The 25,350-nt window shown below is 62.0% G+C and carries 25 protein-coding genes and 1 tRNA gene; 13 read left to right on the top strand and 13 right to left on the bottom strand.

Annotation, left to right across the window (positions count from 1 at the left end; all coding sequences use genetic code 11):
* Window positions 1–9 precede the first annotated feature (9 nt).
* Window positions 10–198 (bottom strand): hypothetical protein, encoded by a 189-nt coding sequence (locus MESS4_RS32135; protein ID WP_244441127.1) that lies wholly within the window; start codon window positions 196–198, stop codon window positions 10–12.
* Between the two features lie 194 nt (window positions 199–392).
* On the opposite strand from MESS4_RS32135, the gene MESS4_RS12960 reads away from it, so the two are divergent.
* Entirely contained in the window at window positions 393–1,409 is a 1,017-nt protein-coding gene (locus tag MESS4_RS12960) for a hypothetical protein (RefSeq protein WP_036241142.1), read from the top strand.
* Here MESS4_RS12960 and MESS4_RS12955 read toward each other — a convergent pair.
* The 3 genes from MESS4_RS12955 to MESS4_RS12945 all read right to left on the bottom strand — a co-directional run bounded on the left by MESS4_RS12955 (window position 1,396) and on the right by MESS4_RS12945 (window position 4,449).
* Window positions 1,396–1,743, bottom strand: a complete 348-nt coding sequence (locus MESS4_RS12955; protein ID WP_006330979.1) for a DUF1491 family protein — start codon at window positions 1,741–1,743, stop codon at window positions 1,396–1,398. The two genes, MESS4_RS12960 and MESS4_RS12955, sit on opposite strands and share 14 nt — an antisense overlap.
* A 221-nt stretch (window positions 1,744–1,964) precedes the next feature.
* Entirely contained in the window at window positions 1,965–2,735 is a 771-nt protein-coding gene (locus MESS4_RS12950; protein WP_006330977.1) for a peptidoglycan-binding protein, read from the bottom strand.
* Window positions 2,710–4,449 carry a PAS domain-containing sensor histidine kinase gene (locus tag MESS4_RS12945; RefSeq protein WP_006330974.1) on the bottom strand — a complete coding sequence of 580 codons (1,740 nt, stop codon included), beginning with the start codon at window positions 4,447–4,449 and terminating at the stop codon, window positions 2,710–2,712. Before MESS4_RS12945 ends, MESS4_RS12950 begins: the two co-directional genes overlap by 26 nt.
* A 529-nt stretch (window positions 4,450–4,978) precedes the next feature.
* On the opposite strand from MESS4_RS12945, the gene MESS4_RS12940 reads away from it, so the two are divergent.
* Window positions 4,979–5,374, top strand: coding sequence for a DUF5330 domain-containing protein (locus tag MESS4_RS12940; RefSeq protein WP_006330968.1), 396 nt, complete (start codon window positions 4,979–4,981; stop codon window positions 5,372–5,374).
* Window positions 5,375–5,480: 106 nt separating this feature from the next.
* On the top strand, window positions 5,481–5,909 hold the full coding sequence (locus tag MESS4_RS12935) for a SufE family protein (RefSeq protein ID WP_006330964.1): 429 nt from the start codon (window positions 5,481–5,483) through the stop codon (window positions 5,907–5,909).
* A gap of 71 nt (window positions 5,910–5,980) precedes the next feature.
* On the opposite strand, the gene MESS4_RS12930 is transcribed toward MESS4_RS12935, so the two are convergent.
* Window positions 5,981–6,406 carry a MucR family transcriptional regulator gene (locus MESS4_RS12930; protein WP_006330963.1) on the bottom strand — a complete coding sequence of 142 codons (426 nt, stop codon included), beginning with the start codon at window positions 6,404–6,406 and terminating at the stop codon, window positions 5,981–5,983.
* Between the two features lie 323 nt (window positions 6,407–6,729).
* On the opposite strand from MESS4_RS12930, the gene MESS4_RS33450 reads away from it, so the two are divergent.
* From MESS4_RS33450 to MESS4_RS12915, 4 genes are all read left to right on the top strand, one after another.
* On the top strand, window positions 6,730–6,969 hold the full coding sequence (locus MESS4_RS33450; RefSeq protein WP_157385566.1) for a hypothetical protein: 240 nt from the start codon (window positions 6,730–6,732) through the stop codon (window positions 6,967–6,969).
* A 58-nt stretch (window positions 6,970–7,027) separates the two neighbouring features.
* Entirely contained in the window at window positions 7,028–9,190 is a 2,163-nt protein-coding gene (locus tag MESS4_RS12925) for a S9 family peptidase (RefSeq protein WP_006330961.1), read from the top strand.
* Between the two features lie 157 nt (window positions 9,191–9,347).
* Entirely contained in the window at window positions 9,348–9,737 is a 390-nt protein-coding gene (locus MESS4_RS12920) for an SET domain-containing protein-lysine N-methyltransferase (protein ID WP_006330960.1), read from the top strand.
* 204 nt (window positions 9,738–9,941) lie between these two features.
* Window positions 9,942–10,769 carry an LON peptidase substrate-binding domain-containing protein gene (locus tag MESS4_RS12915; RefSeq protein ID WP_006330959.1) on the top strand — a complete coding sequence of 276 codons (828 nt, stop codon included), beginning with the start codon at window positions 9,942–9,944 and terminating at the stop codon, window positions 10,767–10,769.
* A gap of 25 nt (window positions 10,770–10,794) precedes the next feature.
* Here the strand turns inward: MESS4_RS12915 and MESS4_RS12910 are convergent, their stop codons facing one another.
* From MESS4_RS12910 to MESS4_RS12895, 4 genes are all read right to left on the bottom strand, one after another.
* Window positions 10,795–11,742 (bottom strand): cytochrome c, encoded by a 948-nt coding sequence (locus MESS4_RS12910; RefSeq protein ID WP_006330958.1) that lies wholly within the window; start codon window positions 11,740–11,742, stop codon window positions 10,795–10,797.
* 9 nt (window positions 11,743–11,751) lie between these two features.
* Window positions 11,752–12,195, bottom strand: a complete 444-nt coding sequence (locus MESS4_RS12905; protein WP_006330957.1) for a cytochrome c — start codon at window positions 12,193–12,195, stop codon at window positions 11,752–11,754.
* 152 nt (window positions 12,196–12,347) lie between these two features.
* Window positions 12,348–12,944, bottom strand: a complete 597-nt coding sequence (locus MESS4_RS12900; RefSeq protein WP_006330956.1) for a superoxide dismutase — start codon at window positions 12,942–12,944, stop codon at window positions 12,348–12,350.
* 172 nt (window positions 12,945–13,116) lie between these two features.
* Window positions 13,117–13,995 carry a branched-chain amino acid aminotransferase gene (locus tag MESS4_RS12895; RefSeq protein ID WP_006330949.1) on the bottom strand — a complete coding sequence of 293 codons (879 nt, stop codon included), beginning with the start codon at window positions 13,993–13,995 and terminating at the stop codon, window positions 13,117–13,119.
* A 544-nt stretch (window positions 13,996–14,539) separates the two neighbouring features.
* Between MESS4_RS12895 and MESS4_RS33445 the strand changes: the two genes are divergently transcribed.
* The 3 genes from MESS4_RS33445 to MESS4_RS12885 all read left to right on the top strand — a co-directional run bounded on the left by MESS4_RS33445 (window position 14,540) and on the right by MESS4_RS12885 (window position 15,927).
* Window positions 14,540–14,618, top strand: a tRNA-Phe gene (locus MESS4_RS33445).
* Window positions 14,581–14,880, top strand: a complete 300-nt coding sequence (locus MESS4_RS33440; RefSeq protein WP_157385565.1) for an HAD-IA family hydrolase — start codon at window positions 14,581–14,583, stop codon at window positions 14,878–14,880. Before MESS4_RS33445 ends, MESS4_RS33440 begins: the two co-directional genes overlap by 38 nt.
* A gap of 222 nt (window positions 14,881–15,102) precedes the next feature.
* Complete coding sequence (locus MESS4_RS12885) at window positions 15,103–15,927, top strand: L,D-transpeptidase (RefSeq protein WP_006330943.1); 825 nt, start codon at window positions 15,103–15,105, stop codon at window positions 15,925–15,927.
* A gap of 189 nt (window positions 15,928–16,116) precedes the next feature.
* Here MESS4_RS12885 and MESS4_RS12880 read toward each other — a convergent pair whose 3' ends face one another.
* The 3 genes from MESS4_RS12880 to MESS4_RS12870 all read right to left on the bottom strand — a co-directional run bounded on the left by MESS4_RS12880 (window position 16,117) and on the right by MESS4_RS12870 (window position 18,913).
* Entirely contained in the window at window positions 16,117–17,118 is a 1,002-nt protein-coding gene (locus tag MESS4_RS12880) for an NADP-dependent oxidoreductase (protein ID WP_006330942.1), read from the bottom strand.
* 32 nt (window positions 17,119–17,150) lie between these two features.
* The gene (locus MESS4_RS12875) at window positions 17,151–18,011 is read right to left on the bottom strand and encodes an alpha/beta hydrolase (RefSeq protein ID WP_006330941.1); all 861 of its coding nucleotides are present in this window, start codon (window positions 18,009–18,011) and stop codon (window positions 17,151–17,153) included.
* 86 nt (window positions 18,012–18,097) lie between these two features.
* Window positions 18,098–18,913 carry an oxidoreductase gene (locus MESS4_RS12870; RefSeq protein ID WP_006330940.1) on the bottom strand — a complete coding sequence of 272 codons (816 nt, stop codon included), beginning with the start codon at window positions 18,911–18,913 and terminating at the stop codon, window positions 18,098–18,100.
* 103 nt (window positions 18,914–19,016) lie between these two features.
* Here MESS4_RS12870 and MESS4_RS12865 point away from each other — a divergent pair, with 103 nt between their 5' ends.
* A complete protein-coding gene (locus MESS4_RS12865; RefSeq protein WP_006330939.1) occupies window positions 19,017–19,601 on the top strand; it encodes a TetR/AcrR family transcriptional regulator in 585 nt (194 codons plus the stop codon).
* Window positions 19,602–19,839: 238 nt separating this feature from the next.
* Here MESS4_RS12865 and MESS4_RS12860 read toward each other — a convergent pair whose 3' ends face one another.
* Window positions 19,840–21,384, bottom strand: a complete 1,545-nt coding sequence (locus MESS4_RS12860) for a helicase HerA-like C-terminal domain-containing protein (RefSeq protein ID WP_006330938.1) — start codon at window positions 21,382–21,384, stop codon at window positions 19,840–19,842.
* Window positions 21,385–21,745: 361 nt separating this feature from the next.
* On the opposite strand from MESS4_RS12860, the gene MESS4_RS12855 reads away from it, so the two are divergent.
* Window positions 21,746–23,185, top strand: coding sequence for a methylmalonyl-CoA mutase subunit beta (locus MESS4_RS12855; protein WP_006330937.1), 1,440 nt, complete (start codon window positions 21,746–21,748; stop codon window positions 23,183–23,185).
* Window positions 23,182–25,296, top strand: a complete 2,115-nt coding sequence (gene scpA, locus MESS4_RS12850; protein ID WP_006330931.1) for a methylmalonyl-CoA mutase — start codon at window positions 23,182–23,184, stop codon at window positions 25,294–25,296. The genes MESS4_RS12855 and scpA overlap by 4 nt, the downstream gene beginning before the upstream one ends.
* Window positions 25,297–25,350 lie beyond the last annotated feature (54 nt).

Raw genomic sequence — 25,350 nt, 5'->3', positions numbered from 1 at the left:
TCCCGAAACTCAGTGGTGCGGAACAGGCAGCGTTCCCGACGAGCCCGGCTTGTCCGGACCGGCGCCCGGCCTCGTCTCGCCCGTCAGTGGCCGCTGTTCATAGCGGACACCGGGAAAGATGATCACCGCCGCCGGTGTTCCGGTGTTTCGATCTGCTCGATTGGTTGCCGCCGTTCGCGGCACGAAAGACAGTACCATGCCCATGGTTCGTGCATTCCTCTCGGTTGCCCCGGAGCATAACGCAACGCCTCCAATTCTGATTAAGGATGGCAGTAGGTTAACGCAACGCTAACGGATCGTCGCTAACTTGATCTTTGTTCTTGGCAAAGGCGAAACCGACACAGTCCCGGTTGAGCATGGCCAGATCGTGTCGAGTGTCGGGCGTATCCTTCGTGTCATCTTCGGATTTCAGGCAAATCGCTATACGGGCTGAATCGGGAAAAGCCGAAAGGCTGTTCCGTGCCGCTGTGTCGGCGTTCTGCTCGCTTACCCGTCCTTCGCGCCGGGAGATCGCGCAACTCGAAGATCTGACGCTTCCGCTTTTCAACAATGTGTCGGTCGAGTCGCGCCGTTACGTTGCCGCGGCGCTTTCCGAATGCGAATATGCTCCTGCCGCGCTGGTTAGGCGGCTTTGCGAGGAACCTGTAGACATCGCCGCGCCGCTGCTCATCCGCTCGCGCGCCATCAGCGACGTCGACCTCATCATGCTCATCGGGCGTCACGGGCTGCCGCATGCGCGCGCCATCGCGCGCCGCAAGGATCTGAACCCGACCATCGCCCACCTGATCAGGGCTCTCGAAAAACCGACGCTGGTACGCTTGCGGCAGCCCGACGCGGTCGCTGATGCACCCGAGAGCGCCGAAATCGCTCCTGCCGTCCCTGACAGAAAGCCGCTACCCGGCGCCAGCGCCGAAAATGCACGGCGCCGGCTGCGGTCGATGATGCGCGCGGATGCGGAGGGCGGCGCGGCCGTCAATCCGTTCGTCGGCGCGCAAACCTATGTCAAACTGCGCGAGACGGCGCTGACCGGCAACGCGGCATTCTTCCAGACCGCGCTGGCCGACGCGCTCGACATCGACTTCTCAACGGCGCGGTCGCTGACCGCAAACCAGAACTATGCGTCGCTGCTGGCCGCCTTGCGCGCGCTTGACCTCGGCGAGGACAAGGCGTTCCTGATCGCGGTCGCCGTCTATCCCACCGCGTTTCCGCATCCGCAGGCGATCCGCATCTTCCTCGACCGTTACCGCCTGCTGCACCGCGACGCGGCGCTGGACAAGGTCCGCAACTGGAAAGCCGAGACATTGTCGAGGGCGGTTCGCGGCATCGTGCGCGCCGCCGCGAACGCCGATATGCGCATGGCTTCAGGCAGCGACAATGGTTCCGCGGTCGCCAGCCTCAAGGCGTCTTGACGGCAATAAGCTCCTCGACCGGAACGGCGCCGGCCTCGATCTCGACCACCCAGATATCGGGATCGAATTTCTTCTCCCTCTCCAGCCTTGCGTCGAGCGCGGCGGCATCGTCGCCGGCGCCGACCAAGCTGAAAAAACGTTCATCGGGCTTGGCCGAATCGTAGCTCGTTTGCGGCGCCGGCCCGAACAAGGCAAGCTCGCCCAGCCTGCTCCGCGCCAGCACAAAGACAGCGCCGGCCTCGGTGGCGCCGCGCTTGACCACGGCAGCAAAGCCGCCGGCGCCGAAAACCCGACGCAGAAGGGCCGACACCCACAGATCGGTGGTTACGCGCATGGCAGGATTCCGGGCAACATGCGGCGCTCCTTACAGCATCGGTCCGGAAACTGAAATTGGTCTATGCTCGCCAAGGTGTGTTGAGATTCAGGTCAGGCCGAGTCGAAAATGGTGGGCTCCGAGAACCGGAGCGGAGCATACTTTTGGGTATGTGAGCACCGGAAGCGCAGGAGGCCGCCATTTGCAGACCGGCCTCACCTGAATATCGGCACACCTTAAGGTCAGTTGGTCAGGCCAATCTGGCGCATCTTGACGTAGACGACCTCGTCGGGTTCGCCGGTTTCCGGCAGTCCGAACAGCGACTGGAATTCCTTGATCGCCGCCTTGGTGCGGGCGCCGACCACGCCATCGAGCTGCATGTCGTCATTGCCGAACGCCTTCAGCCCGGCCTGGATCTTGACGATGCGGGCATCGGGCGCCGGCGCTGCCGCACCTGCCGGCGCCGATGCCGGAATGGGGATGGCGGCCGTCTGGTCCGGGCGGGGCGCCGGATGCGGCACAGTCGAGGCGGTTGGCGTGGCGCCCAGCTGATCGAGCAGAACGCTGTCGATCTCGCCGGAAGCATTGAGCCCGACCTTCTGCTGATAGGCCTGGATGGCCTTGCGCGTGTTGGGGCCGGTGATGCCATCAACCGTACCGGAGTAGAAGTCGAGGTCCTTCAATATGCCCTGGACCTGTTCGACGACCGGGTCGCTCTTGACCGGCGCCGGGGCTGGGCCGGGCCGCACGATGTTGATGGTGGTTTCGGGCTCGTCGGCGTCCGCGCGAGGAAAGGCCTCGATGCTTCTGGTGGCGAAAAACGCGCCGGCATGCGGGAAGGGCTGGTACCACAGGGCATTCGCAGAGACATAGAACAGCGTCACCAGGAATGCGGTCGAGCCGCCGACCAGAACCGGATTGCGTGAAATCAGGCTGCCCACCGCGACCGCGCCGCCCTGAAAGGCATTGTCGCGGCGCCTGACCGCCTTAGGCAGTTTTGCGGAGCGAGCCATTCCTGTCCCCTTCCCCCTTCGTCCTGGCCGCGGGCATCGGCAGCACGCCGGGCTTGTCGGTCGAACGTCCCCTTGGTCCCTTCACCGGCAGACTGATCGTGACAGTCGTGCCCTCGCCCGGCATGCTCTCGATCGACATGGTGCCGTCGTGCAGCGCCACCAGGCCCTTGACCAGCGACAGGCCGAGGCCGGTTCCCTCGAAGCGGCGCGTGTAATCGTTCTGGATCTGCATGAACGGCTTGCCGAGATTTTCGAAATCTTCCTCCGCAATTCCAATGCCGGTGTCCCTGACCCAGAAATGCAGCCGCGAGCCGATCCGCTTGGCGCCGACGACGACATCGCCGCCGTCGGGCGTGAACTTGATCGCGTTGGAGACGAGGTTGATGAGGATCTGCTGTACGGCACGACGATCGGCATTTATCTCGCCCGCATCCGGGGCGATCTGCGTTTGCAGGTCGATGTTCTTCGCCTCGGCCTGCAGGCGCATCATGGACCGGCACATTTCGACCGCTTCCACGAAACGGAACGGTTCCGGCTCGGTGGCATAGGCGCCCGATTCGATCCTCGATACGTCGAGTATCGAGGTGACGACGGCAAGCAAGTGCTGGCCGGACTCTCTGACCAGGCCGACATATTCCTTCTGGCGGGGGTCCTTGAAGCCGCCGAACATTTCGTGCAGCAGCATGTCGGAAAAACCGATGATGGCATTGAGCGGCGTGCGAAGCTCGTGGCTGACGACCGCCAGGAACCGCCCCTTCGCCACTTCGGCGGAAGCCGCCGCCTCGTTCGCGGCGGCAAGGTCTTCGCGCAATCCGGCCACTTCGCCATTCTCGCGCAGGACGAGCGTGAAGACGTCCTGCTGTTTTTCCAAACGCGCCAGCTCAAGGGAAAACGGCCGGTAATTGTCCGCCGTCGCGCCATTGCCGTTTTGCGGCAGCCGGACACGAAGATCGAGCCGGCGCGCCAACGCGCCATCGCGCATGTCGGCCAGCGCGCTGAGGTATGCCACACGATCTGACAGATGGATCCGGTCGAACAGGCCGGTGCCGAACAACAGCTCGGGCGGCAGCTTCAGGATGGTGCGCGCCTTGGCCGACGCATCCAGAACCTCGCCATGCCTGCCGACCCGCAGGACAACGGCGTCCATGATATTCTCGAGCCGATCGTCGATCGCCGGGCCAAGCCGCGCGCCGGCAGGATTGCCAGGTGCTGCGAGGCGAGGAACAAGCGTGAACGCCCAGGCCAGCGGCAGCAGCCAGTGCCACGCGGCAATTTCCGTGGGACTGAGCGGCAAGACAGAACCGGCAAAATATTGCAGAAGGACGGCTGCGAGCGCGGCCACGCCCCCCCATAGTGCCGCGCGCCGCGACGCGCCGATCCACCAGGCCTCGAACGGCAGCGCCACGGCAAGCAGAGCGACTGGCGAGGCCAGACCTCCCGCCGCGGCAATGACACCGGCCACGGCAAGACCGCCCATCGCCAGGGCGGCCCGTCCGGCAAGCGCCATCTTGCCCGTCGCCGCCACCAGCAAAGCCGCAAACCAGCAAAGGCCGAAACTCGCGAAGATCGCGGCCATGGTGACTGCCGCGCCCATGCCTGAGGTGACCAGCGTGACCGCAGCGCCCGCGGCAAAGAACGGAGCGGCCAGCATGACGCCGATGAAGCGGCGCTGGCGCAAGCGATCGTTCTGCCCAAGGATGGACGGATGAACCATACGCTCGCAACCGGCAGCCATCGCGCCGGGCAATTCAACGTATCTGGCCCCGATCGAACTCAACGCACTCGCACCCGGTCGTGAACTGTCCTGCTTCGCAGGTCGCTTTTATTGATCTGAAACTCGCATCCAGCGTTTAAGGAATGGATAAGGCCGGGCCGACCAATGCCCGGCATGTGACAAATATTGGGAGGCCAGCGGCGGAAAGCCGGGGCAATTGCAGCCATAGTAAACGGAGGGTTATCCAGGTGGGCTGCGATTGCGCCCCGGACAATCGGCGCCAGCGTGTCGTCTTTCCTATTAAAATACTTTAAAAACAAATAGTTAGATGGTTACTTTTCACTTAAGGAAATCGACCGGATTTGAAGCAAACCCATTGCAAAACGCTTCGTTTCGAATTTGCCTAAAATTTGAGGAAAATTTTCGCTGACCCGGCAAGCCGTCCTTTGCGCGCTTGTGCCACGATCATGCCCATAAAAGAGGTCACGCCGCACGAAGGCATGATCCGGTCACGAATGAGGGCAGGCATATGAGCTTTCTGATAAGAATGGCTTTCTGGTTTTCGCTGGTGCTTCTGGCGTTGCCGCTGAGTGTCGGAACCGACGAGGCTGGCCGCCAAAGCGTCGGCCCTCTCCAGGCTCTGTTTGCGGCACGCGAAGCGGTCGGCGACATTGCCGGCATATGCGAACGCAAGCCCGACGTCTGCGAGACCGGCAAATCGGCAATGCATACGATCACTGCCCGCGCCAAGGAGACCGCCAAGATCGCGGCCGCCATGCTGGACGACAAGCAGACCGACGACGGGCAGGCTGACGACGGGCAACCGACCGGCCCCGACACTTCGGTTGCCACCGGCAGCGTGGCAGAGACGATCGTCCTGCCGGCGACAGTCGACATACCGGTCCGGGTGCCGACGACAAACTGAGACAGTTGCCGCCTTCTTGGCGACACCGCAGGCGCGTCCGACCTCTCGACGGTGTTTTTCCTCTTTTTCCGTGACGCCGCAGCGCTGGGTGACTATATCCGGGGTGATGACCACGACGATCCAGACGATACGCGACGACTTTTCCCTGCTCGATGAGTGGGAAGACCGCTATCGCTATGTGATCGAACTGGGTGAAGCGCTGCCGCCGTTTCCCGACGCCGACCGCAACCCCGCCAACAAGGTGCCCGGCTGCGTCAGCCAGGTGTGGCTGACGACCGAACAAGGACCGGGCGCCGACCCGGTCATCACCTTCAAGGGTGATTCGGACGCCCATATCGTGCGCGGCCTCGTCGCCATCATGCTGGCGCTGTTTTCGGAGCGACCCGCCAGCGAGATCCAGAACACCGACGCCGAAGCCACTTTGAAGGCGCTCGGCCTTGACGAGCACCTGTCGCCGCAGCGCGCCAATGGTCTTCGCTCGATGGTCAAGCGCATCAGGCGCGATGCCGAGGCGGCCTTGAAGCAGACCGCCTGATCACCCAAAAAGCAAAACGGCGCCCGAGGGCGCCGTCGATTGTCGTATGCAGGCTGCGAAGCGAGCCCGCTTCAGCGCCCCTTGCGCTTGCGACCGAGACCCATCTTCTTGGCGAGCTGGGAGCGGGCAGCAGCGTAGTTTGGAGCAACCATCGGATAGCTTGCGTCCAGGCCCCACTTTTCGCGATACTCGTCCGGCGTCAGACCGTAATGGGTCATCAAATGACGCTTCAGCGATTTGAACTTCTTGCCGTCCTCAAGACAGACGATGTAGTCGTCATGGACGGAGCGTTTCGGGTTTACCGCCGGCTTCTGCTTGTCGGCAGGAGGCTGTTCGCTGGCACCTCCCACGCGCCCGAGAGCGGCATGGACATCAGCGATAAGGTTCGGCAGCTCGCCGACCGGCACCGGGTTGTTGCTGACATAGGCGGCCACCACATCGGCCGTCAATTCGATCAGCGCATCACTGTTTCTGGAAGGTGTTTCGACAATATCCATGATCTTCACGGCCCCAACGAGAGTTGTTTCTGTCTGCGCCCGTTTTTGGCAGGTCGGGCATCGCGCGAACTTTTTGCAGGAAAGAGCCTCTACGATTCGCGTCGCGGCATCTTAATGGGCCTGTAAACCAAGTAAGTCAATTCGTTTCTTGTGCTATATTCGTCGATGTTAGTCAAATATTCCGCGATCAGCTTCAATCTTTCGTGCGCTGTGTAACTTGGGATATTTCTCTGGCCAGACCAGCAGCCGTTGACGCAACGTCAAGCCGTCTTTACATCCGTGATATCCAGCAGAGAGATGTCAATGCTTGGCTATGCTTGACCGTGGCGCATGGCTATCTGGTTGTTTCGAAAATCAACAAAACCACAGGTTGCGATGTGCTTGCGCTGCACATTAAAGCGCGTCGATTCATGCGACGCGCTTTAAGTTCCTGTTTTATGCATGTCGTTGTCGCAAAACCGCTGCGCACTTTTGCGCGACATGCATTAGCAAAACAGAAATCAGCACTGATGCTGGCACGGAATGCATCGGAGCCTGGCACGACAATGCATCCCGACCCTTGAACCTGCGCTGATCGGCGTGTTCATTCGCCATTCAAAGTAACTTCCACAGCGAGACGCAATGACCAGAACCCCAGCATTTCCGACCGTCAACCCGCCACAGCCAGAGAAGCGGCCGGTCTTCGACGTCCATCATGGAGTGACCCGGACGGACGATTATGCCTGGCTGAGAGCCGATAATTGGCAAGAGATGTTCAGGAATCCGTCCCTGCTCGACAGCCATATCCGCGCTCAACTCGAAGCCGAGAATACCTATCAGGCGGCGCTGATGGCCGACACAGCCCCGCTGCAAAAGCAGCTTTTTGGGGAAATGAAGGGCCGCATAAAGGAAGACGATTCGTCCGTGCCGATGAAGGACGGACCCTATGCCTACGGCTCGTCCTTCAAGCTTGGCGGCGAGCAGCCGCGCTATTTCCGTATGCCGCGCGATGGCGGCGACGAGCAGATCCTGCTCGACGGCGACGCGGAGGCCGAGGGCAAGGCCTATTTCCGCCTCGGCGGCGTCGACCATTCGGCCGATCATCAGAAGCTTTTGTGGGCGTTCGACGACAAGGGCTCCGAATTCTTCACGCTTCGCGTGCGCGACCTCGCCAGCGGCAACGAGCTGACGGACCAGATTGCGGATACGGGCGGCGGCGGGGTGTGGGATGCCGGCGATGACGGATTTTTCTACACCCGCCTCGATCCCAACCATCGCCCTTCCAAGGTGCTGTTCCACGCCCTTGGCGACAGGCTTGAAAACGACCGGCTGATCTATGAGGAAACCGACCCCGGCTTCTTCATGGATGTCGGCGGCACCCGCTCCAACGAGTGGATCATGATCGGCATCAACGATCACGAGACCTCGGAATACCGCATCATGCGCGCCGACGAGCCGCTGGCCGAACCGAAGCTGGTTTGCCCGCGCGAGACCGGCCTGCAATACGACCTAGAGGAAGGCGGCGATATCTTCTTCATCCTCACCAATGCCGACGGCGCCAAGGATTTCAAGATCATGACGGCGCCGGCCGGCGATCCGGTGCGCGCCAACTGGCAGGAACTGGTGCCGCACGAAGCGGGCCGGCTGATTCTTTCGGTGATCGGCTTCAGGGATCATATGGTCAGGCTCGAACGCAAGGAGGGCCTGCCGCGCATCATCGTGCGCGACCGCAAGAGCGGCGAGGAACACCTCATCTCGCTCGACGAGGAAGCCTTCTCGCTCGGCCTGTCCGGTTCCTACGAATACGACACCGAGATCATGCGTTTTTCCTATTCGTCGATGACGACGCCGGCGCAGGTCTTCGACTACAATATGCGCACCCGCGAGCGGGAGCTGCTGAAGACCCAGGAAGTCCCGTCCGGACACGACCCGGACCACTATGTGACGCGGCGGCTGATGGCACCCGCCAGCGACGGCGAGCTGGTGCCGATCTCGCTCATCCATCACCGCGACACGCCGCTCGACGGATCGGCGCCTTGCCTGCTCTATGGCTATGGATCCTACGGCATCACGGTGCCGGCCTCGTTCAACACCAACTGCCTTTCGCTGGTCGACCGCTGCTTTGTCTACGCGATCGCCCATGTCCGCGGCGGCAAGGACAAGGGCTACGGCTGGTACGACGACGGCAAGCGGGCGCACAAGATGAACACGTTCACGGATTTCATCGCCGTCGCGCATCATCTCGTCGCCGAACGCTACACGGCCCATGACCGCATCGTCGCGCAAGGCGGCTCGGCCGGCGGCATGCTGATGGGCGCGATCGCCAACATGGCGCCGGAATGCTTCGGCGGCATCGTCGCCGAGGTTCCGTTCGTCGACGTGCTCACCACCATGCTCGACGCGACCTTGCCGCTGACGCCGCCGGAATGGCCCGAATGGGGCAATCCGATCGCTTCGCAAGAGGATTACCGCACGATCGCCGCCTACTCGCCCTACGACAATGTCGGCGCGCTCGACTATCCGCCTATCCTGGCGCTGGCCGGCCTCACCGATCCTCGCGTCACCTATTGGGAGCCGGCCAAATGGGTGGCGCGGCTGCGCGAACGCAAGAGCGGCGACAATCCGGTGCTGTTCAAGATCAACATGGATTCCGGCCACGCCGGCGCCTCCGGCCGGTTTTCGCGGCTGGAGGAGATCGCCTTTTCATATGCTTTTGCGCTCAAAGTGACGGGGAAGGCAGACCTTACCAAAGATCCCGTGTCTACAGCGCCGCGCGTCCTTTCGGACGCGCAAAGGACGCTGTAGCATTTTTGACTTTTGCGCATGATCCTTTCCGAAAATCGAAGCCGATGTTCGGGGTCATGCGCCTAATGATTTTCCGCTCGCAATTGCAAAGGCCGCGCGCTACCCAGTGCGCGGCTTTTCACAGGCCACGGCAGCCACAATCGCGCAAGGGTCCATCATGTTGCTCGTCGACGTCTATCTCGACAAATCGCCCATCCAGGGCATCGGCGTTTTCGCCAAGAACCACATCCCTCGCGGCACGCTGGTCTGGAAGCTTGATCCCAGATACGACCGCCGCATCGAGGTCGAGACCTATGAGCGCGAAACCGGGCCGGTCAAAGCCTATCTCGACCGCTACGCCTACCCCGATCGCCGCGACCCCAACTACATCGTCTTCGAAGCCGACGATGCACGCTACATGAACCATGACGACAATCCGAATTGCGACGTTTCCTCGCCGGAGGAGACATATGCATTGCGCGACATCGCAGCCGGCGAGGAAATGACCTGCGACTACAATCATTTCTTCGAAACCGGTTTCGATTTCCTGGGCGATCGCCACCCGTAAATCGGGAACGTGGAATGCTGCGCGGGCAGGATTGACAACACCTGACCTTCAGCGCACCCTTCGGATAGGTGGATACAACCTGCTGCTTGCACCCTCCGGGGTAAGGTGAATGTATCGAGCCACTTCAGGCTCCCTTTGCCCGAACGAACGGGTCAGTAATGCAAGCCCTGACGTCTTCCGTTCTTCGAAGCAAAGGATCATTCCATGCGCGATTTCCGCGATGCAAAAGCCATGGCGCAAACGCTGTCCGAAGCGTTGAGCGCCAAATCCGTTTCCCTGTCCCACAGCGAAAGCCTCGAGCTCATTGCCAAGACCCTCGGCTTCCGCGACTGGAACGTATTGGCTGCGAGGATTCAGGCGAGCCAACCGATCGGTGCCGGATCCAAAAACCCTGCGCCCGACGCCACCCCGCCCTCCTCCGGCGCGGATCTGCCGATTTTTCCAATGCGGGATCTCGTGCTCTTTCCGCAAATGACCGTTCCGGTCTTCGTGAACCGCGACAAAACACGGCGCGCGGTGAAGCACGCCATGGCAGGCGACCGCCGCGTTCTTGTGGTCGCCCAGAGGCGGGCGACCGACGATGATCCCGGCAACCTTGAATCCCTCTATCCGGTGGGTGTCACGGCAAGCGTGATAAACTGCCAGACGCAGGTGGATGGGATCCTCAAGGTCTCCGTCTCCGGCCTCCAGCGAGCCGCGATCCTTCGCATGGTCAACGCCGACTTCCTGGCGGCGGAGGTCGCGCCGGTCGACGAGCAGCGTGCCCAATCGGCGGAGGCAGCAGCACGTTCGAGCGCGGTTCTCGATACATATCAGAGCTACGCCAACATCGATTTCTCCTCGCTTCAACGAAGGCCCGAGGCCCGTCGCGGCCTGCCCTCCATCGGCGATCCCGGTGAGCTAGCCGACACGCTTGCGCCGCTGCTGTCGATCAGTATCGAACAGAAGCAGCTGCTCCTGGAAACCAGCGATGTCGTCGCCCGGCTAGAAAAGATCCTCGACCTAATGAAGGCCAGCCGGCCTGAGAAATAGGCCAGCACCAATCGGCTGACGGTTGCTAATTCGCCGGCTTGCGCGCGGGATAGCCATTGGGGTGCGGCGGGACGGCCTTCAGATAGGCTGCGATCGCCGCGCGGTCGTCCGGCGTCAGCTCGGCCATGTTTCTCTGCACGTCGACCATGGCGCCGCCGACGGAATCGAAATCCGGCGTGAAGCCGGTTTCGAGATAGTTGGCGATGTCGGCCTGCGACCACTCGCCGATGCCGCCTTCGCCCGAGGTGATGTTAGGTACGATGCCCTTGCCTTCGGCGGCAGTGGCTCCGGCCAGCCATTCGCTCTTCGTCGTGCCGCCGGTAAAGTCCCGAGGCGTGTGGCATTCACCGCAGTGGCCCGGTCCTTCGACGAGATAGCGGCCGGCCAACACCGGCTCCGGCGTGCCGTCGGCGAAAGCAATCACCGGCTGGTCGTTCAGATAGAGCCGTTTCCACAGCCCGATGCCGCGACGGATGTTGAACGGGAAGCCCAGCGAATTGGCCGGCGCCTTGCCGGCCACCGCCGGAAGCGTCTTCAGGAAGGCGTAGAGATCGGCAATGTCGGCCGGCTTCATGCGGGCATAGGATGCGTAGGGGAACGCCGGGTAGAAATGCTCGCCACTCGGCGAGACACCCTTCAGCATGGCGTTGGCGAGGTCTTCGACCGACCATGCACCGATGCCGTCCTTGGCATCCTGCGAAATGTTCGGCGGCACGAAAATGCCGAATGGCGTCTTGAGTTCGAGACCGCCAACCAGTTGAAGGCGGGCATCGCCCTGCGAGCCCGGCTTGGAATGGCACGACGTGCAGCCGCCGGCATAAAAAAGGCGCTTGCCCCTGGCGGCGTCGCCGGGACCGAGTTGCGCCAGTGTTTCAGCATCGAGCCTGACCGGCGCCGACAGGAACCATCCGGCAACCGCGCCGACGCCGCCCAGGACGAGGGCGGCGCCGGCGAGTTTTTTCAGCAAGGGCATTACCCTCGATCAGCCCTTTTTAATCCGGTAGCTCTGATGACAAGTGCCGCAATTGGAAGCGATTGTTCCAAACTGCGCCTTCAGGCTGTCGACATCAGCGGGTGCAGCGGCGACCGCGGCCTTGGTGTCAGCGAGATACTTCTGTTCGGCGGTCTTGAAGCCGGCCATGTCTTCCCAGATCTTTGGCGAAGCCGTGGTGTCGCCAGTATCGCTGCCCGCCGGGAAAAGAGTTTCGACGTCGGTATCGAATTTCTCGGCGTTGGCCTGAAGCGCCTGCAACTGCGTCAGCACCGCCGCTGCATCGAAAGGCTCTTCGCCCTTGACCACTTTCGACAATCCGCCAACGATCTTTCCGCGGTCCTTCATCAGAGCCTGCCGATCCAGTATCGGGTCGGCAAAAGCCGCCGAGCCGGCAAAGGCGAGCATTGAGATGGCGATAACAAGCTTTCTCATCGATTGGCTCCATGTTGAGGCACTTCAGACGGAACGATAACGGCAAGGATGGCTTAAAAATTCCGGAACTTCGCCTCACGCTTGTGTGAATCTTGCAATCTTGGGCCGAAAAAAAGAAAAGCCCCGGTTGGCCGGGGCTTTCTGCAAATCGATCAGGCCTTTTCGTAGAGTTCGAGGACGTGGTCCCAATTGATGAGACTGTCGACGAAGGCTTCGAGATATTTCGGCCGGGCGTTGCGATAGTCGATGTAATAGGAATGCTCCCAGACATCGACGCCAAGGATGGGCGTCGCGCCATGGACGAGCGGGTTCTCGCCATTCGGCGTCTTGGAGATCGCCAGCTTGCCATCCTTGACCGAAACCCAAGCCCAGCCCGAACCGAACTGGGTGGTGCCGGCGGCGATGAAATCCGCCTTGAACTTATCATAGCCGCCCAGGTCGCTGTCGACGGCCTTCTGCAGGGCGCCTGGCAATTTGTTGCCGCCGCCGCCCTTCTTCATCCATTTCCAGAAATGGATATGGTTGTAGTGCTGGGCGGCATTGTTGAAGAGCCCGGCATTCTTGCCGAAGGACTGTTTTACGACTTCCTCGACCGACAGGTCGCCCATGCCAGCCTCCGCGGCCAGCTTGTTGCCGTTGTCGACATAGGCCTTGTGGTGCTTGTCGTGGTGATACTCCAGCGTCTCCTTCGACATGTAAGGCTGCAACGCCTCGTAGTCGTAGGGCAGAGCGGGCAATTCAAAAGCCATGGATGATACTCCCTCGTGGAAAGAACCGGGTGTCGATACCGGATTAAGATAGGTCTGGATTGAGCTGGGGCAACTCCGGAATGAAGCGCCGGTTCCTTTCTAAGCGGGTTCCGGAAAAGTGTCACACGGTTTCCGCCAACCCCGCGCCAAAACAACGGCCAAAGCGGCGGGGTCAGCCGGCGGACGTCGAATGCGCCCAGTCCCAATAGAGTTCGCGCGCCTTCTTGGCCACCGGACCGGGCTGGAGGTTGCGATCCTCGATGCGGATGACCGGCACTACTTTCGAATGGTTGCCGGTCGAGAATATCTCGTCAGCCTCGAGGAAATCGCGCACCGACAGCATCTTTTCGGTGGTCTTGAAGCCATATTCGCCGAGCAGCGTCATCGTGCGCGAGCGGGTGATGCCGGACAGGAAGGTGCCGTTCGGGGCTGGCGTCAGCACGTGACCGTCCTTGACCAGGAAAATATTCGAGGTCCCGGTCTCGGCGACATTGCCCAGCATGTCGAGCACCAGCGCATTGTCGAAACCGCGCATCTTGGCCTCGAGGATTGCCCGGCCGTTATTGGGGTAAAGGCAGCCCGCCTTGGCGTTGGTCGGCATGGTTTCCATGGTCGGCCGCCGGAACGGCGAGACGGTGACCGAAAAGCCCGTCGGCGGGATCATCGGCGATTCGTAGAGGCAAAGGCAGAAGCGGGTCGAGGCCGGATCGGCCGGCACGCCCATATAGCCGCCATGCTCGGCCCAGTACATCGGCCTGATATAAACCGCCGTCTTGCCGTCGAATTTCTTCAGCCCGTCCCAGGTCAGCCCGACGATCTTGTCGACGCTCATGGACGGCTTGAGACCGAGCGCGATCGCCGATGCATTCACCCTTGCGGCGTGGAGGTCGAGGTCGGGGGCGACACCTTCGAACCAGCGGGCGCCGTCGAACACGCTGGTGGCGAGCCACATGGCATGGCTGCGCGGTCCCAAAATGGCGACATTGCCCTCATACCAGTCGCCGTCGACGAAGGTCCATGTCGCGGATTGCGCCGCAGTCGCCAGTGTCATTGGTTGGTTCCGTTTCGGTGCCTTTTAGCCGACCATGGAAGAGGCTTTGGCGGCTGTCGTCAACCCGGCATGGCCGAGATTTGTTCGGGCCAGCAGCCCGGACCAACCGACATCGGCGCCTGACCTGGGGCGTCTAACCCGGCTGCGACCCGTCGGCGTCGATTTGGTCCTGACTGCAATCAGTGCTTGCACCTTGTGCCGCCGCACCGCAAAACTGTCGCCATGCATTATACGGCTTACGTTTTCGACGCTTACGGCACCTTGTTCGACGTGCATGCGGCCGTGCGTCGTCATGCCGACCAGATCGGACCCGACGGCCAGCTTCTGTCCGACATCTGGCGCGCCAAGCAGTTGGAATATTCCTGGGTGCGAACGCTGATGGGCGCCTATGCCGACTTCTGGCAGCTCACCGAACAGGCGCTCGATTTCGCCCTGCGCAAGGTTCCATCGGCGGACAAGGGGCTCAAGACGAAACTGCTTGAAGCCTATTGGCGGCTGGACTGCTATCCGGAGGTGCCGGCCGTGCTCAAGGCGCTCAAGGCGTCGGGCGCAAGACTGGCGATCCTGTCCAACGGCTCGCCTGAAATGCTGGAAGCGGCGGTCAAATCCGCCGCGCTCGACCAGGTCCTGGACGACATCTATTCCGTCGATGCCGTCAAGCGTTTCAAGACCGACCCGTCGGTCTACGACATGGTCACGACGAGCTGGCGCCTCTATCCGGGTGCTGTGTCGTTCCAGTCGTCCAACCGCTGGGACGTCGCCGGCGCCACCAAATTCGGCTTCCGGACCGTCTGGATCAACCGCGCCAACCAACCCGAGGAATACCGGGACTTTCCGCCGGCGCTGATCCTGCCCACGCTCGAAGGCCTGCTGACGGGCGGCTAGCGCATGGCCCCAAAATCGGAATCGATTTTTGGAAAGGATCATGCGTAAAGTAAACCTGTGGCCTCAGTGCAACAGGGACGGCGCGGTCACAGCTTTGCCTTTGTTTGTCCACCGTCAGGCCAGATTCGGAACCGCCTATCGCGCCGGGCATTGGTAGGGCTGGCGCCATACCAATCAGGGTATTCACGCTTTGTTTCGATTTGAGACTTAATAAAGGCAACCATGTTCACAACCGACACCGAATCCTATCGCCTGAGCCGCCGCGGCTTTCTGAACGCCGCGGCGCTTGGCGCCGCCTCGATTGCGGTTTCCGCCTGCGCCACCGTGGGGCCACAGCCGGTCGAGCCTCCGCCGCCTGCCTATGTCGAGCCACCGCTGCTCGACTATGCAACAATGTATGCTCCGGTCAGCGACGGCGGATTCGATCTGCCGGGCATCCCGTACGAGAAAATCGACGAGCAGTTCCTGCGCCAGATCGTTCCCGATCCGACCGGCCAGCAGCCCGGCACCATCGTCGTCGACACGGTCGGCCACCATCTCTATCTCGTGCGTCCGGGCGGGCAAGCCATCCGTTACGGCGTCGGGCTCGGCCGCGCCGGCTTCGAATGGTCCGGCAACGCCGTCGTCCAGTGGAAGCAGAAATGGCCGAAATGGACCCCGCCGGAAGAAATGATCGCCAGGCAGCCGGAACTGGCAAAATACAGCGCCGACAATGGCGGCATGCCTGGCGGGCTCAAGAACCCGCTTGGCGCGCGGGCGCTTTATCTGTTCCAGGGCAACCAGGACACGCTCTACCGCCTGCACGGCTCGCCGGAGTGGAACTCGATCGGCAAATCGGTATCTTCGGGCTGCGTTCGCCTGATAAACCAGGACATCATCGATCTCTACGATCGCGTGCCTCAGAAGACGCCTGTGATCGTTACCGCCGGTGTCGGCCAACAGATGGTGGCGACGGCAAACCGGAAGGCCATTCCGATCGATGCCGGCGTGCCGGAAGGATCGATCCTGCTCGGCCCGGTTAGGGCGATTGCCGATCAGGTTTTCTGAGCTGGTTGAAGCACAGCCGAGCGAGAACTTTCTCGCTCTATCCGGTTTTCTGTAAAGTAGCGGCCTGAGCCCTCCGACTTTGCCGCACGATGTGCGACCCGAAGGCGACGTCCACAGTCGGCGTGCCTACGGCAGCATTGAGCGGACATCAAGCGAAGGCGTCTTGCATCCCACAAAATAGGGAGTTAGCTATCTGACCTTGACGACGACCTTGCCCTTGGCACGTCCTGTTTCGACGTAAGCCAGAGCCTCATTGGTCGCTTCAAAGGGAAAGACCCTGTCGACAACCGGGCGGATCGCCCCGGATTCGATGAGAGCGGTGATCTTGCCCAGCTGATCACCCTGCGCCCACATGAAAAGGAACGAAAACTGCGCGCCGCGACGCCTGGCTTTGGTTCGAATGCCGCGGCTGAGCAGGCGCAGCAATAGCCTCAGCGCGACGTTCAGCCCCTGCTTCTTGGCAAATTCGGGATCCGGCGGACCGGAGATGGAGATAAGCTTGCCACCCGGTTTCAGCACATTCAGGGATTTTTCAAGCGTTTTGGCGTCCTGGCTGTTTAGGACGACGTCGTAGCCCGACAGCGCCTTCTCGAAGTCGTCTTTCCTGTAGTCGATGACGACGTCGGCGCCGAGACCCTTGACCAGATCGGCACTCGCCGCGCTCGCGGTTGTCGCAACGGTCGCGCCAAGGTGCTTTGCCAGCTGGATGGCGAACGTCCCCACGCCCCCGGAGCCAGCCTGAATGAAGACCTTCTGTCCCTTCTTCAGATTTGCCCTTTCAATGAGCACCTGCCAGGCGGTTAGACCGACCAGGGGGATCGAGGCCGCCTCTTCCATGCTAAGGTTCTTGGGCTTCAGGGCCACATCGGCTTCATTCACGGCAATGAATTCGGCGAATGTCCCGATCCGGCCATCGCGCGGCCGCGCATAGACATCGTCGCCGGATTTGAAATCGCGGACTTTTGATCCCACCCTGACAACCTTCCCAGCCACGTCGTGGCCCAGGATGAAGGGCCGGCGATAGGGCAGGATGAGTTTGAATTCGCCAGTCCTGATCTTGGAATCCAGCAGGTTCACCCCCGCGGCATGGATCTCGACCAGGACATCGTTGTCCCCGAGAACCGGCTCTGGCATCTCGGCCAACCGCAGAATGCCCCTTTTATTATACTTATCGACAACGAATGCTTTCATGGCTGTTACTTTCCAAAACTGTTTCTTGGGCGTTAGGCCGCGAGGAAGGACTGGGCTTTCGGGACGAAATCGACGTAGTTCTGGAAGACCCCGCCGTGCCCGGCGTCCGCGTAGATGACCAGCTGCGCCCCGGGAATACGCCGGGCGAGATCGAGAGTATTGCTGCTCGGCACCATTTTGTCCTGGTCCCCATTCGCAACCAAAGTGGGAATGTGGATGGCGCTCAGGTCTTGCGGCGCCTGCTGCCCATAGGCCTTGATCGCCTTGAGTTGCGCGCCGAACGCGCGCAGCGATATCGCCTTGTCCCGGTTGGTCCGGCGCTCCTTCAGCCGTTCCAGAAATGCGTTCGCGGCGCGGCGACCATTCGGCGTCGTTGTGAAGAAGAGATAGTATTTCGGATCCCGAAAAGTCAGCGCGCCCTTGATCATGTCCACAATCGTTAGCGCCGTCACCTTGTCGATGCCTTGGCCACCTGCCGGCCCCGTGCCGGCCAGGATGAGTTTGCGCACAAGCTTGGGCTCGGTCAGCACAATCTCCTGCGCCACGAAGCCGCCGAGTGAAAAGCCGAAGAGATCGACTTCCTCGAACCCCAACGCCCGGACAAAGGCAACGGCATCCCGCGCCATCCCGGAAATGGTCGACGGAGTTTTGCCACCCGAGGCACCGATGCCGCGATTGTCGAAGGCAATCACCCGCCGGGTCGCGGCGAGGCCATCGACGATGCGTGGATCGAAGTTGTCCAGCTGAGCGGCCAGATGGTTGAGCAGGATCACCGGCACGCCCGTCCTGGGTCCGAGCTCCCGGTAAACAAATGCCGTGCCGCCGACATCGACAGAGCGAGTTGGCGCGTGTTGGAACAATGCCCGTGAACTCTGATTGAATGCATGTGTCATGCTCGGCACCTCCGTCCTGTGGGGCCCGGCCAATTGTGTCGTGGTTGCGTGTCGCATGTGCATGAAATCCTTCGTCTCACTGTTGTTCAGACCGGCAAGCGGAACTGCTTGCGCAAGCTCTTGTCGAACATCCCGGCGGGGGCGAAGCGGCGCAGCATGCTGACCTGCCGCGCTGCCTTGCCGGCGGTATAGCGCCGTCGCGGACGGGCATCGGTCGCGGCCTTGACGACCACATCCGCCACCACTTCGGGCCGATCGGCCTTGGGCATCACATCGCGAAGCAGCGCATCGACCCCGGCTCGCGCCTGATCGTATTCCTTCAGCACGGAATCCGGCTCGATCCCGTTCTGGTCGAAGACGGTGCGAACGAATGCCGGCTCGATGACCGAGACGCGAATGTTGAAGGCGCGAACCTCGTGATCGAGCGATTCCGAATAGCCTTCGAGCGCGTGCTTGGCCGCCGAATAGTGCGCTGAATACGGTGCAGGGACGAGGCCCAACACCGAGCCGATGTTGATGATGCGTCCTTCGCCGCGCCGCCGCATCGACGGCAACACCGCATTGGTCATGCGAATGACGCCGAACAGATTGACGTCGAACAGGGCCTGCACCTGCGCAACCGAGGATTCCTCGGCGCCTCCAAGCAGGCCGACACCGGCATTGTTGACCAGGAGGTCGATCCGCCCGGTCTGCGCGAGCACGGTTGAAACGAGGGCGCTGACGGAGTCACCATCGGTCACGTCGCACGTCAGCATGGACACCTGCCTCGGCCCGTTGCTGACCTTGCGGCGGCTTGTCCCGAAAACGGTAAATCCTGCCCGCGCCAATGCCTCGGCGCTGGCGCGGCCGATGCCCGAGGAGGCTCCGGTCACAACAGCGGTTCTTCCCGAAAGGGTACTCATTTGATACTCCAGAGCCATGAGGACTAGCTTTTTGTCGTTGGTTGAATTACGATCATAATATCACATTACGAGCATAATGCAATAGCAGAAAGGAAAGGCCGCCATGCGCTACGAAAAGGGCCGAAAGGACGCGTCCCGCGACCGGATCGTGGAGGTCGCCGCCGAACGTTTTCGTGGTGACGGCATCGCGGCGTCCGGACTGGCAACCATCATGAGCGACGCCGGGCTGACGAACGGGGCCTTCTATCCGCACTTTCGATCCAAGGCGGAGCTTGTGCGTGAAAGCCTGGTGGCGGCCATGGAGATTCAGTCGCAGCAGTTGCAGGAGGCATTGGCCGCCGGTGGCCCGGAGATGGGCATAGCAGCGTATCTGTCAGCCGAGCACCGGGATAATCCGGGAACGGGTTGCGCGTCTGCCGCGCTGCTGCCGGAGCTCGCGCGTCAGCCACCGGAAACGCGCGAAGTCTATTCCGAACGCTTGCTGGTTTTGGTGCGCCAGTTGTCCGCAGCGCTTCCGCAGACCAAGGATCCGGAAGGCGCCGCCATGGGTGTCTTTGCAACCCTCATCGGCACGCTTCAGCTGGCCCGCGCGGTGGAAGGGACGGAATTGTCGGATCGCATCCTTGCGGCAGGGAAAGATGCGGCGGGGACACTGATCCAGCCGCGCCAGGACGAATTGGCGTCTTGAGGTGTATTGGAGTGGAGTCCTATGTGCGGCAACGGCAAGGGCTCAGGCGGACTGCGCGTCAGGGAACGGTCCGCTTTAGTCTAGGGTCAGCTTCAGCCATCAAGCCTTGAGATCTGAACGTCCGCTCACCCACATCTCGTGCCAGAAGCTGCCGGTTCGCTACCGGTCAATTTCGGTCGTTCACCAACACGCATCGCGATGGCAATTCATGCGCGAAGCTGACATTCCCACGATGCCCTTACCGCCCCCTGGACAGACTGCCCAGGATGCCGCGGACGATCGCCCGGCCCACGGATGAGCCGACCGAGCGAACCACCGATTTGATCGCCGCTTCCGCCACCGTCTGGCGATTGGACGGTCTCGGCGCCGGGGCGCGCCTGCCGCCGGTGGTTTGGGGCGGGGGACTGTCATTGCCGAAACCCGGAATGGTCCAGCGCGAGCGGCCGGCCTCCTGCTGCTGGGCCTCCGCCTCCTGGGCTTCCTGGGTTTTCTTCTGAAGCATCTCGAAAGCCGATTCGCGATCGACGACCTGGTCGTACTGTCCCGCAACCGGGCTCTCGGCGATCAGCTTGCGACGCTCGTCAGGCGTAATCGGACCAAGGCGCGACGACGGCGGGCGAATCAGCGTCCGCTGGACCATGGACGGCGCACCCTTGGCTTCCAGCGTCGAGACCAGCGCCTCGCCGGTGCCGAGCTGCGTAATCACGGTCGCACAGTCGAAATCGGGATTGGGCCTGAACGTATCGGCCGCCGTCCTCACGGCCTTCTGTTCGCGCGGCGTATAGGCGCGGAGCGCGTGCTGCACCCGGTTGCCAAGCTGGGCCAGAACCGTTTCAGGGATATCCAGCGGATTTTGGGTGACGAAATAGACGCCGACGCCCTTCGAACGGATCAGGCGGACCACCTGTTCGACCCGGTCGATCAGCACCTTGGGCGCATCGCCGAACAGAAGGTGTGCCTCGTCGAAGAAGAAGACCAGCTTCGGCTTGTCGGGATCGCCGACTTCGGGAAGCTCCTCGAACAGTTCCGACATCAGCCACAATAGGAACGTCGCATAGAGCCGGGGATTCATCATCAGCTTGTCGGCGGCCAGCACGCTGATGGCGCCGCGCCCGTCGCGGGTGGTGCGCATGATGTCGGCGATCCGCAACGCCGGCTCGCCGAAGAAGTTCGCCGCGCCCTGCTGCTCCAGGACCAGCAAGGTACGCTGGATCGCGCCGACCGAAGGCTTGGTGACATTGCCGTAGCGGCCCCCGATTTCCTGGGCGCGATCGGCGATATTGGAAAGAAGCGCCTGCAGGTCCTTCAGATCCAGTAGCAACAGGCCTTCCTCGTCGGCGATGCGGAAGGCGATGTTCATGATGCCTTCCTGTGCCTCGGAGAGGTTCATCAGGCGTGACAGAAGCAGCGGTCCCATTTCCGATATGGTGGCGCGGATCGGATGGCCCTGCTCGCCGAACAGATCCCAGAAGATGACCGGGAATTCCTGGAATTCATAGGGATCGAGCTTGACCTGCTTGGCGCGCTTGACCAGAAAATCCTGTGCCGTGCCCATCATGGCGATGCCCGACAGGTCGCCCTTGATGTCGGCGCAGAAGACCGGCACGCCGGCATTGGAGAAACTTTCCGCCAGTATCTGCAAGGTGACGGTCTTGCCGGTGCCGGTCGCGCCGGTGACCATGCCGTGACGATTGCCATATTGCAGCAAAAGGTTTTCGGGGCGCTGGTAGCTGTCGTCCGGCTTGCGGCTGGCTCCTATGAAAATGCTCGTGTCGTCGGCCATCTGTCCGGTCTCCGCAAACCTGAAGTGTTGAAGCCCTGAAGAGTTGAAAGCAAGGGGCGTCGCCGCAGGTATAAAGACGGTACTGCGCAGCGACAATGCCCATGGTCGAAATTGGATTTTTGGAGCTTGCGGATTTTGTGCATGTTTGGCAATCGGTTGACGGTTCACCGTCACAGGAAGCGTGTCGCATTGTGATATGGAACCGGGAACCGTAGACTGTCGTTGCAGGCCGATGCGGCCGACAAGCGTATGACCCCGAAATCGGAATCGATTTTCGCTGTGGATCATGCGCAAGATCAAAAGTGCTACAGCGTCCTTTGCACGTCCAAAGGACGCGCGGCGCTGTAGACGAGGAGAGCGGATGGGCGCCGGTGCCTTGATCCACGATGCCGAACTTCCGAACGCCGAGCGGCAGCGATGGCTGGCGCTGGCGGAAAAGGCGCTCGCCGGCGGATCCTTCGAGGAAAAGCTCGTCTCCCATACCGACGATGCCATCCGCATCGAGCCGCTTTATGATCGCGCGGCGGCGGAGCCTCTGGTGCGGGCAAACCCCAGATCGCCATGGATCATCAGTCAGCGTGTCGACGATCCGGATATCGACCGCGCCAGGAGCCAGGCGCTGGAAGACGTCGCGCAAGGCGCCACGGGCTTGTCGCTGGTTTTCGAAGGCGCGCCGAATGCATTTGGCTACGGTCTGCCAAGGACGGCCAAGGCGCTGGAGACCGTGCTCGACGGCGTGCCGCTCAACCGCGTCCAGGTCCGCATCGACGCCCATCCCTGGAGCCGCGCCGTGGCCGACTGGCTGGTGGCGTTCCTGACCAAGCGCCGGTCCGACCCGGCAAAGCTCAATCTGTCCTTCGGCATCGATCCGGCGGCGATCTTTGCCGGAACCGGCCGGCTGCGCATGTCGATCGAAGCCCTGAAGGCGTCGATGCCGCAATCGCTGGCGCATTTTTTCTCGATGGGGGTGCCAGGGGTTCTGCTGGAAGCGGATGGACGCGTCTTCCACAATGCAGGCGCCACGGAGGCGCAGGAGTTGGGCACGATGATGGCCTCGGCGGTCTCCTATCTCCGGATGTTCGAGGAGGCCCGCCAGCCGCTCGTCTATGCAGCGCCCCATATCGGCTTCGCGCTGAGCGTCGACCAGGACCAGTTCGTGTCGATGGCAAAGATCAGGGCGCTGCGCAGGCTGTGGGCGCGCGTTCAGGAGGCCTGCTCGATCCCCGCCTCCACTGCCAACATCCATGCCGAAACGTCCTTCCGCATGATGACGACCGTGGACCCTGAGACGAACATCCTGCGCACCGCGATTGCCGGTTTTGCCGCAGCGGCCGGCGGCGCGGATTCGATCTCCATCCTGCCGCACACGATCACGCATGGTTTGCCGGCGGGTTTTGCCCGCCGCGTCGCCCGCAACGCGCAACTGATCATGGCCAATGAAAGCCATATCGATCATGTCGCCGACCCCGCCTGCGGTTCGGGCGCCGTCGAGGCGCTCACCGCGGATCTCTGTGAGGCTGCCTGGGAAGAATTCCAGCGGATCGAGGCGGAAGGCGGCGTGCTGTCCAGCCTCCAGCAAGGGCACATCCAGAAGCGGGTCCAAGCGGCCTCAGCCCGCCGCAACGCTGCCTACCGGGCGGGCGAACGCGCCATCGTCGGCACGACGCTTTACCCGTCAAAAGGCGAACGTGCGGTCGAAACGCTGGCGGCCGAGAGGCGACAAGCGTTGACCGAAAGCGTGGCGGTCTGCGAGCCGCTGTTTCCGATCCAGATCGATCAGGTGATCGGAGCAGCGTCATGATCCCGGATTTCAGCAAGGTCGGCTGGTCGGCGCCACGCCGCGTACCGATCGAGATCAAGGGTCAGCGGCTGACGCCGGAGGGCCTGAGCGTCAAGCATCTGTACAACCAGGGCGATCTCAAGGGACTGCCCAATCTCGACACCTATCCGGGCCTGCCGCCCTTCGTGCGCGGCCCCTACCCGACCATGTATGTCCAGCAGCCCTGGACGATCCGGCAATATGCCGGCTTCTCGACGGCGGAGGAATCGAACGCCTTCTACCGGCGCAACCTTGCCGCCGGCCAGAAGGGGCTGTCGATCGCCTTCGATCTCGCCACGCATCGCGGTTATGACAGCGACCATCCGCGCGTCGCAGGCGATGTCGGCATGGCCGGTGTCGCCATTGATTCCATCCTCGACATGCGCCAGCTCTTCGACGGCATCCCGCTCGACGAGATGACGGTGTCGATGACGATGAACGGCGCGGTGCTGCCGATCATGGCGCTCTATATCGTGGCGGCCGAGGAGCAGGGCGTTGCGCGGAAGGATCTCGCCGGGACCATTCAGAACGACATTCTGAAAGAGTTCATGGTGCGCAACACCTACATCTATCCGCCCAAGCCTTCGATGCGGATCGTGTCGGACATTTTTTCCTACACGTCTCAGCATATGCCGAAATTCAATTCGATCTCGATCTCCGGCTACCACATGCAGGAGGCGGGTGCGACGGCCGACCTGGAACTCGCCTATACGATCGCCGACGGCATCGAATATGCCCGCGCCGGCGTCGCCGCAGGTCTCGATATCGACCGTTTCGCACCGCGGCTTTCCTTCTTCTGGGCGATCGGCATGAACTTCTTCATGGAAGTGGCCAAGCTCAGGGCGGCGCGGCTTTTGTGGTCGAGCCTGATGCTGAAGAACTTCCTGCCGAAGGACGAGCGCTCGCTGTCGCTGCGCACCCATTGCCAGACCTCGGGCTGGTCGCTGACCGCGCAGGATCCCTACAACAACATCACCCGCACCATGATCGAGGCGATGGCCGCGACTCAAGGGCATACGCAGTCGCTGCACACCAACTCCTTCGACGAGGCGATGGCGCTGCCGACCGACCATTCGGCCCGCATCGCCCGTAACACGCAGCTCATCCTGCAAAAGGAATCCGGCACGACCCGCATCATCGACCCGTGGGGCGGTTCCGCCTATGTCGAGCGGTTGACGCATGATCTGGCGGCGCGCGCGCTCGCCCATATCGAGGAGATCGAAAGCCTTGGCGGCATGGCCGCCGCAACCGAAAAGGGCATCCCGAAGCTGCGCATCGAAGAGGCGGCCGCCCGCACGCAGGCGCGCATCGATTCGGGCGAGCAGATCCTGGTCGGCGTCAACGCACATCGCCCTGAGACGGACATCGAGGTCGACGTGCTGAAGATCGACAATGCCGAGGTCAAAGCCCGCCAATTGTCGAAGCTGCAAAGGCTGAAAGGCACCCGCGACGTCGGCGCGGTCGAGAGCGCGCTGGATGCGCTGAGCCGTGCCGCCGTGAGTGGCGAAAACCTGCTCGAATTCGCCATCCGTGCCGCGCGCGCCAATGCCACGGTCGGTGAGATTTCGCTGGCGCTGGAAAAGGTGTTCGGCCGTCATGTCGCTTCGGTGCAGACGATCTCAGGCGTCTATCGCAAGGCGCTTGGCGACAATCCGGTGGTCGACCGGCTGCAGGACAAGATCGTGGCGTTCGAGGAAAGGTCCGGTGGCAAACCGCGCATTCTCGTCGCCAAGATGGGACAGGACGGCCATGATCGCGGCCAGAAGGTGATTGCCACCGCCTTTGCCGATCTTGGCTTCGACGTCACCGTCGGAGCGATGTTCCAGACGCCGGAAGAGATCGCCAAACTCGCGGTCGAGCATGACGTGCACATTATCGGCGCTTCATCGCTGGCGGCGGGACATCTGACGCTCATTCCCGAACTCCGGGACGCGCTAAGGAAGCTCGGCCGCAACGACATGCTGATCGTCGCCGGCGGCGTCATCCCGCCACAGGATTACGACGCGGTGCTGCAAGCGGGGGCCGCGGAAATCTTCCCGCCTGGCACCGTCATTCCGGAAGCGGCGGACCGGCTGATGGACCGGCTGCTGTAGGCGAGTTGACGCCTGTTATAATCCTTGTTGCAACAATCGACTGATCGAGTTATA

The sequence above is a fragment of the Mesorhizobium sp. STM 4661 genome, from assembly GCF_000359125.1.
Classification (GTDB): domain Bacteria; phylum Pseudomonadota; class Alphaproteobacteria; order Rhizobiales; family Rhizobiaceae; genus Mesorhizobium.
Note: the sequence above shows the minus strand (reverse complement) of the source record. Positions and strands in the feature narration are given on the sequence as shown.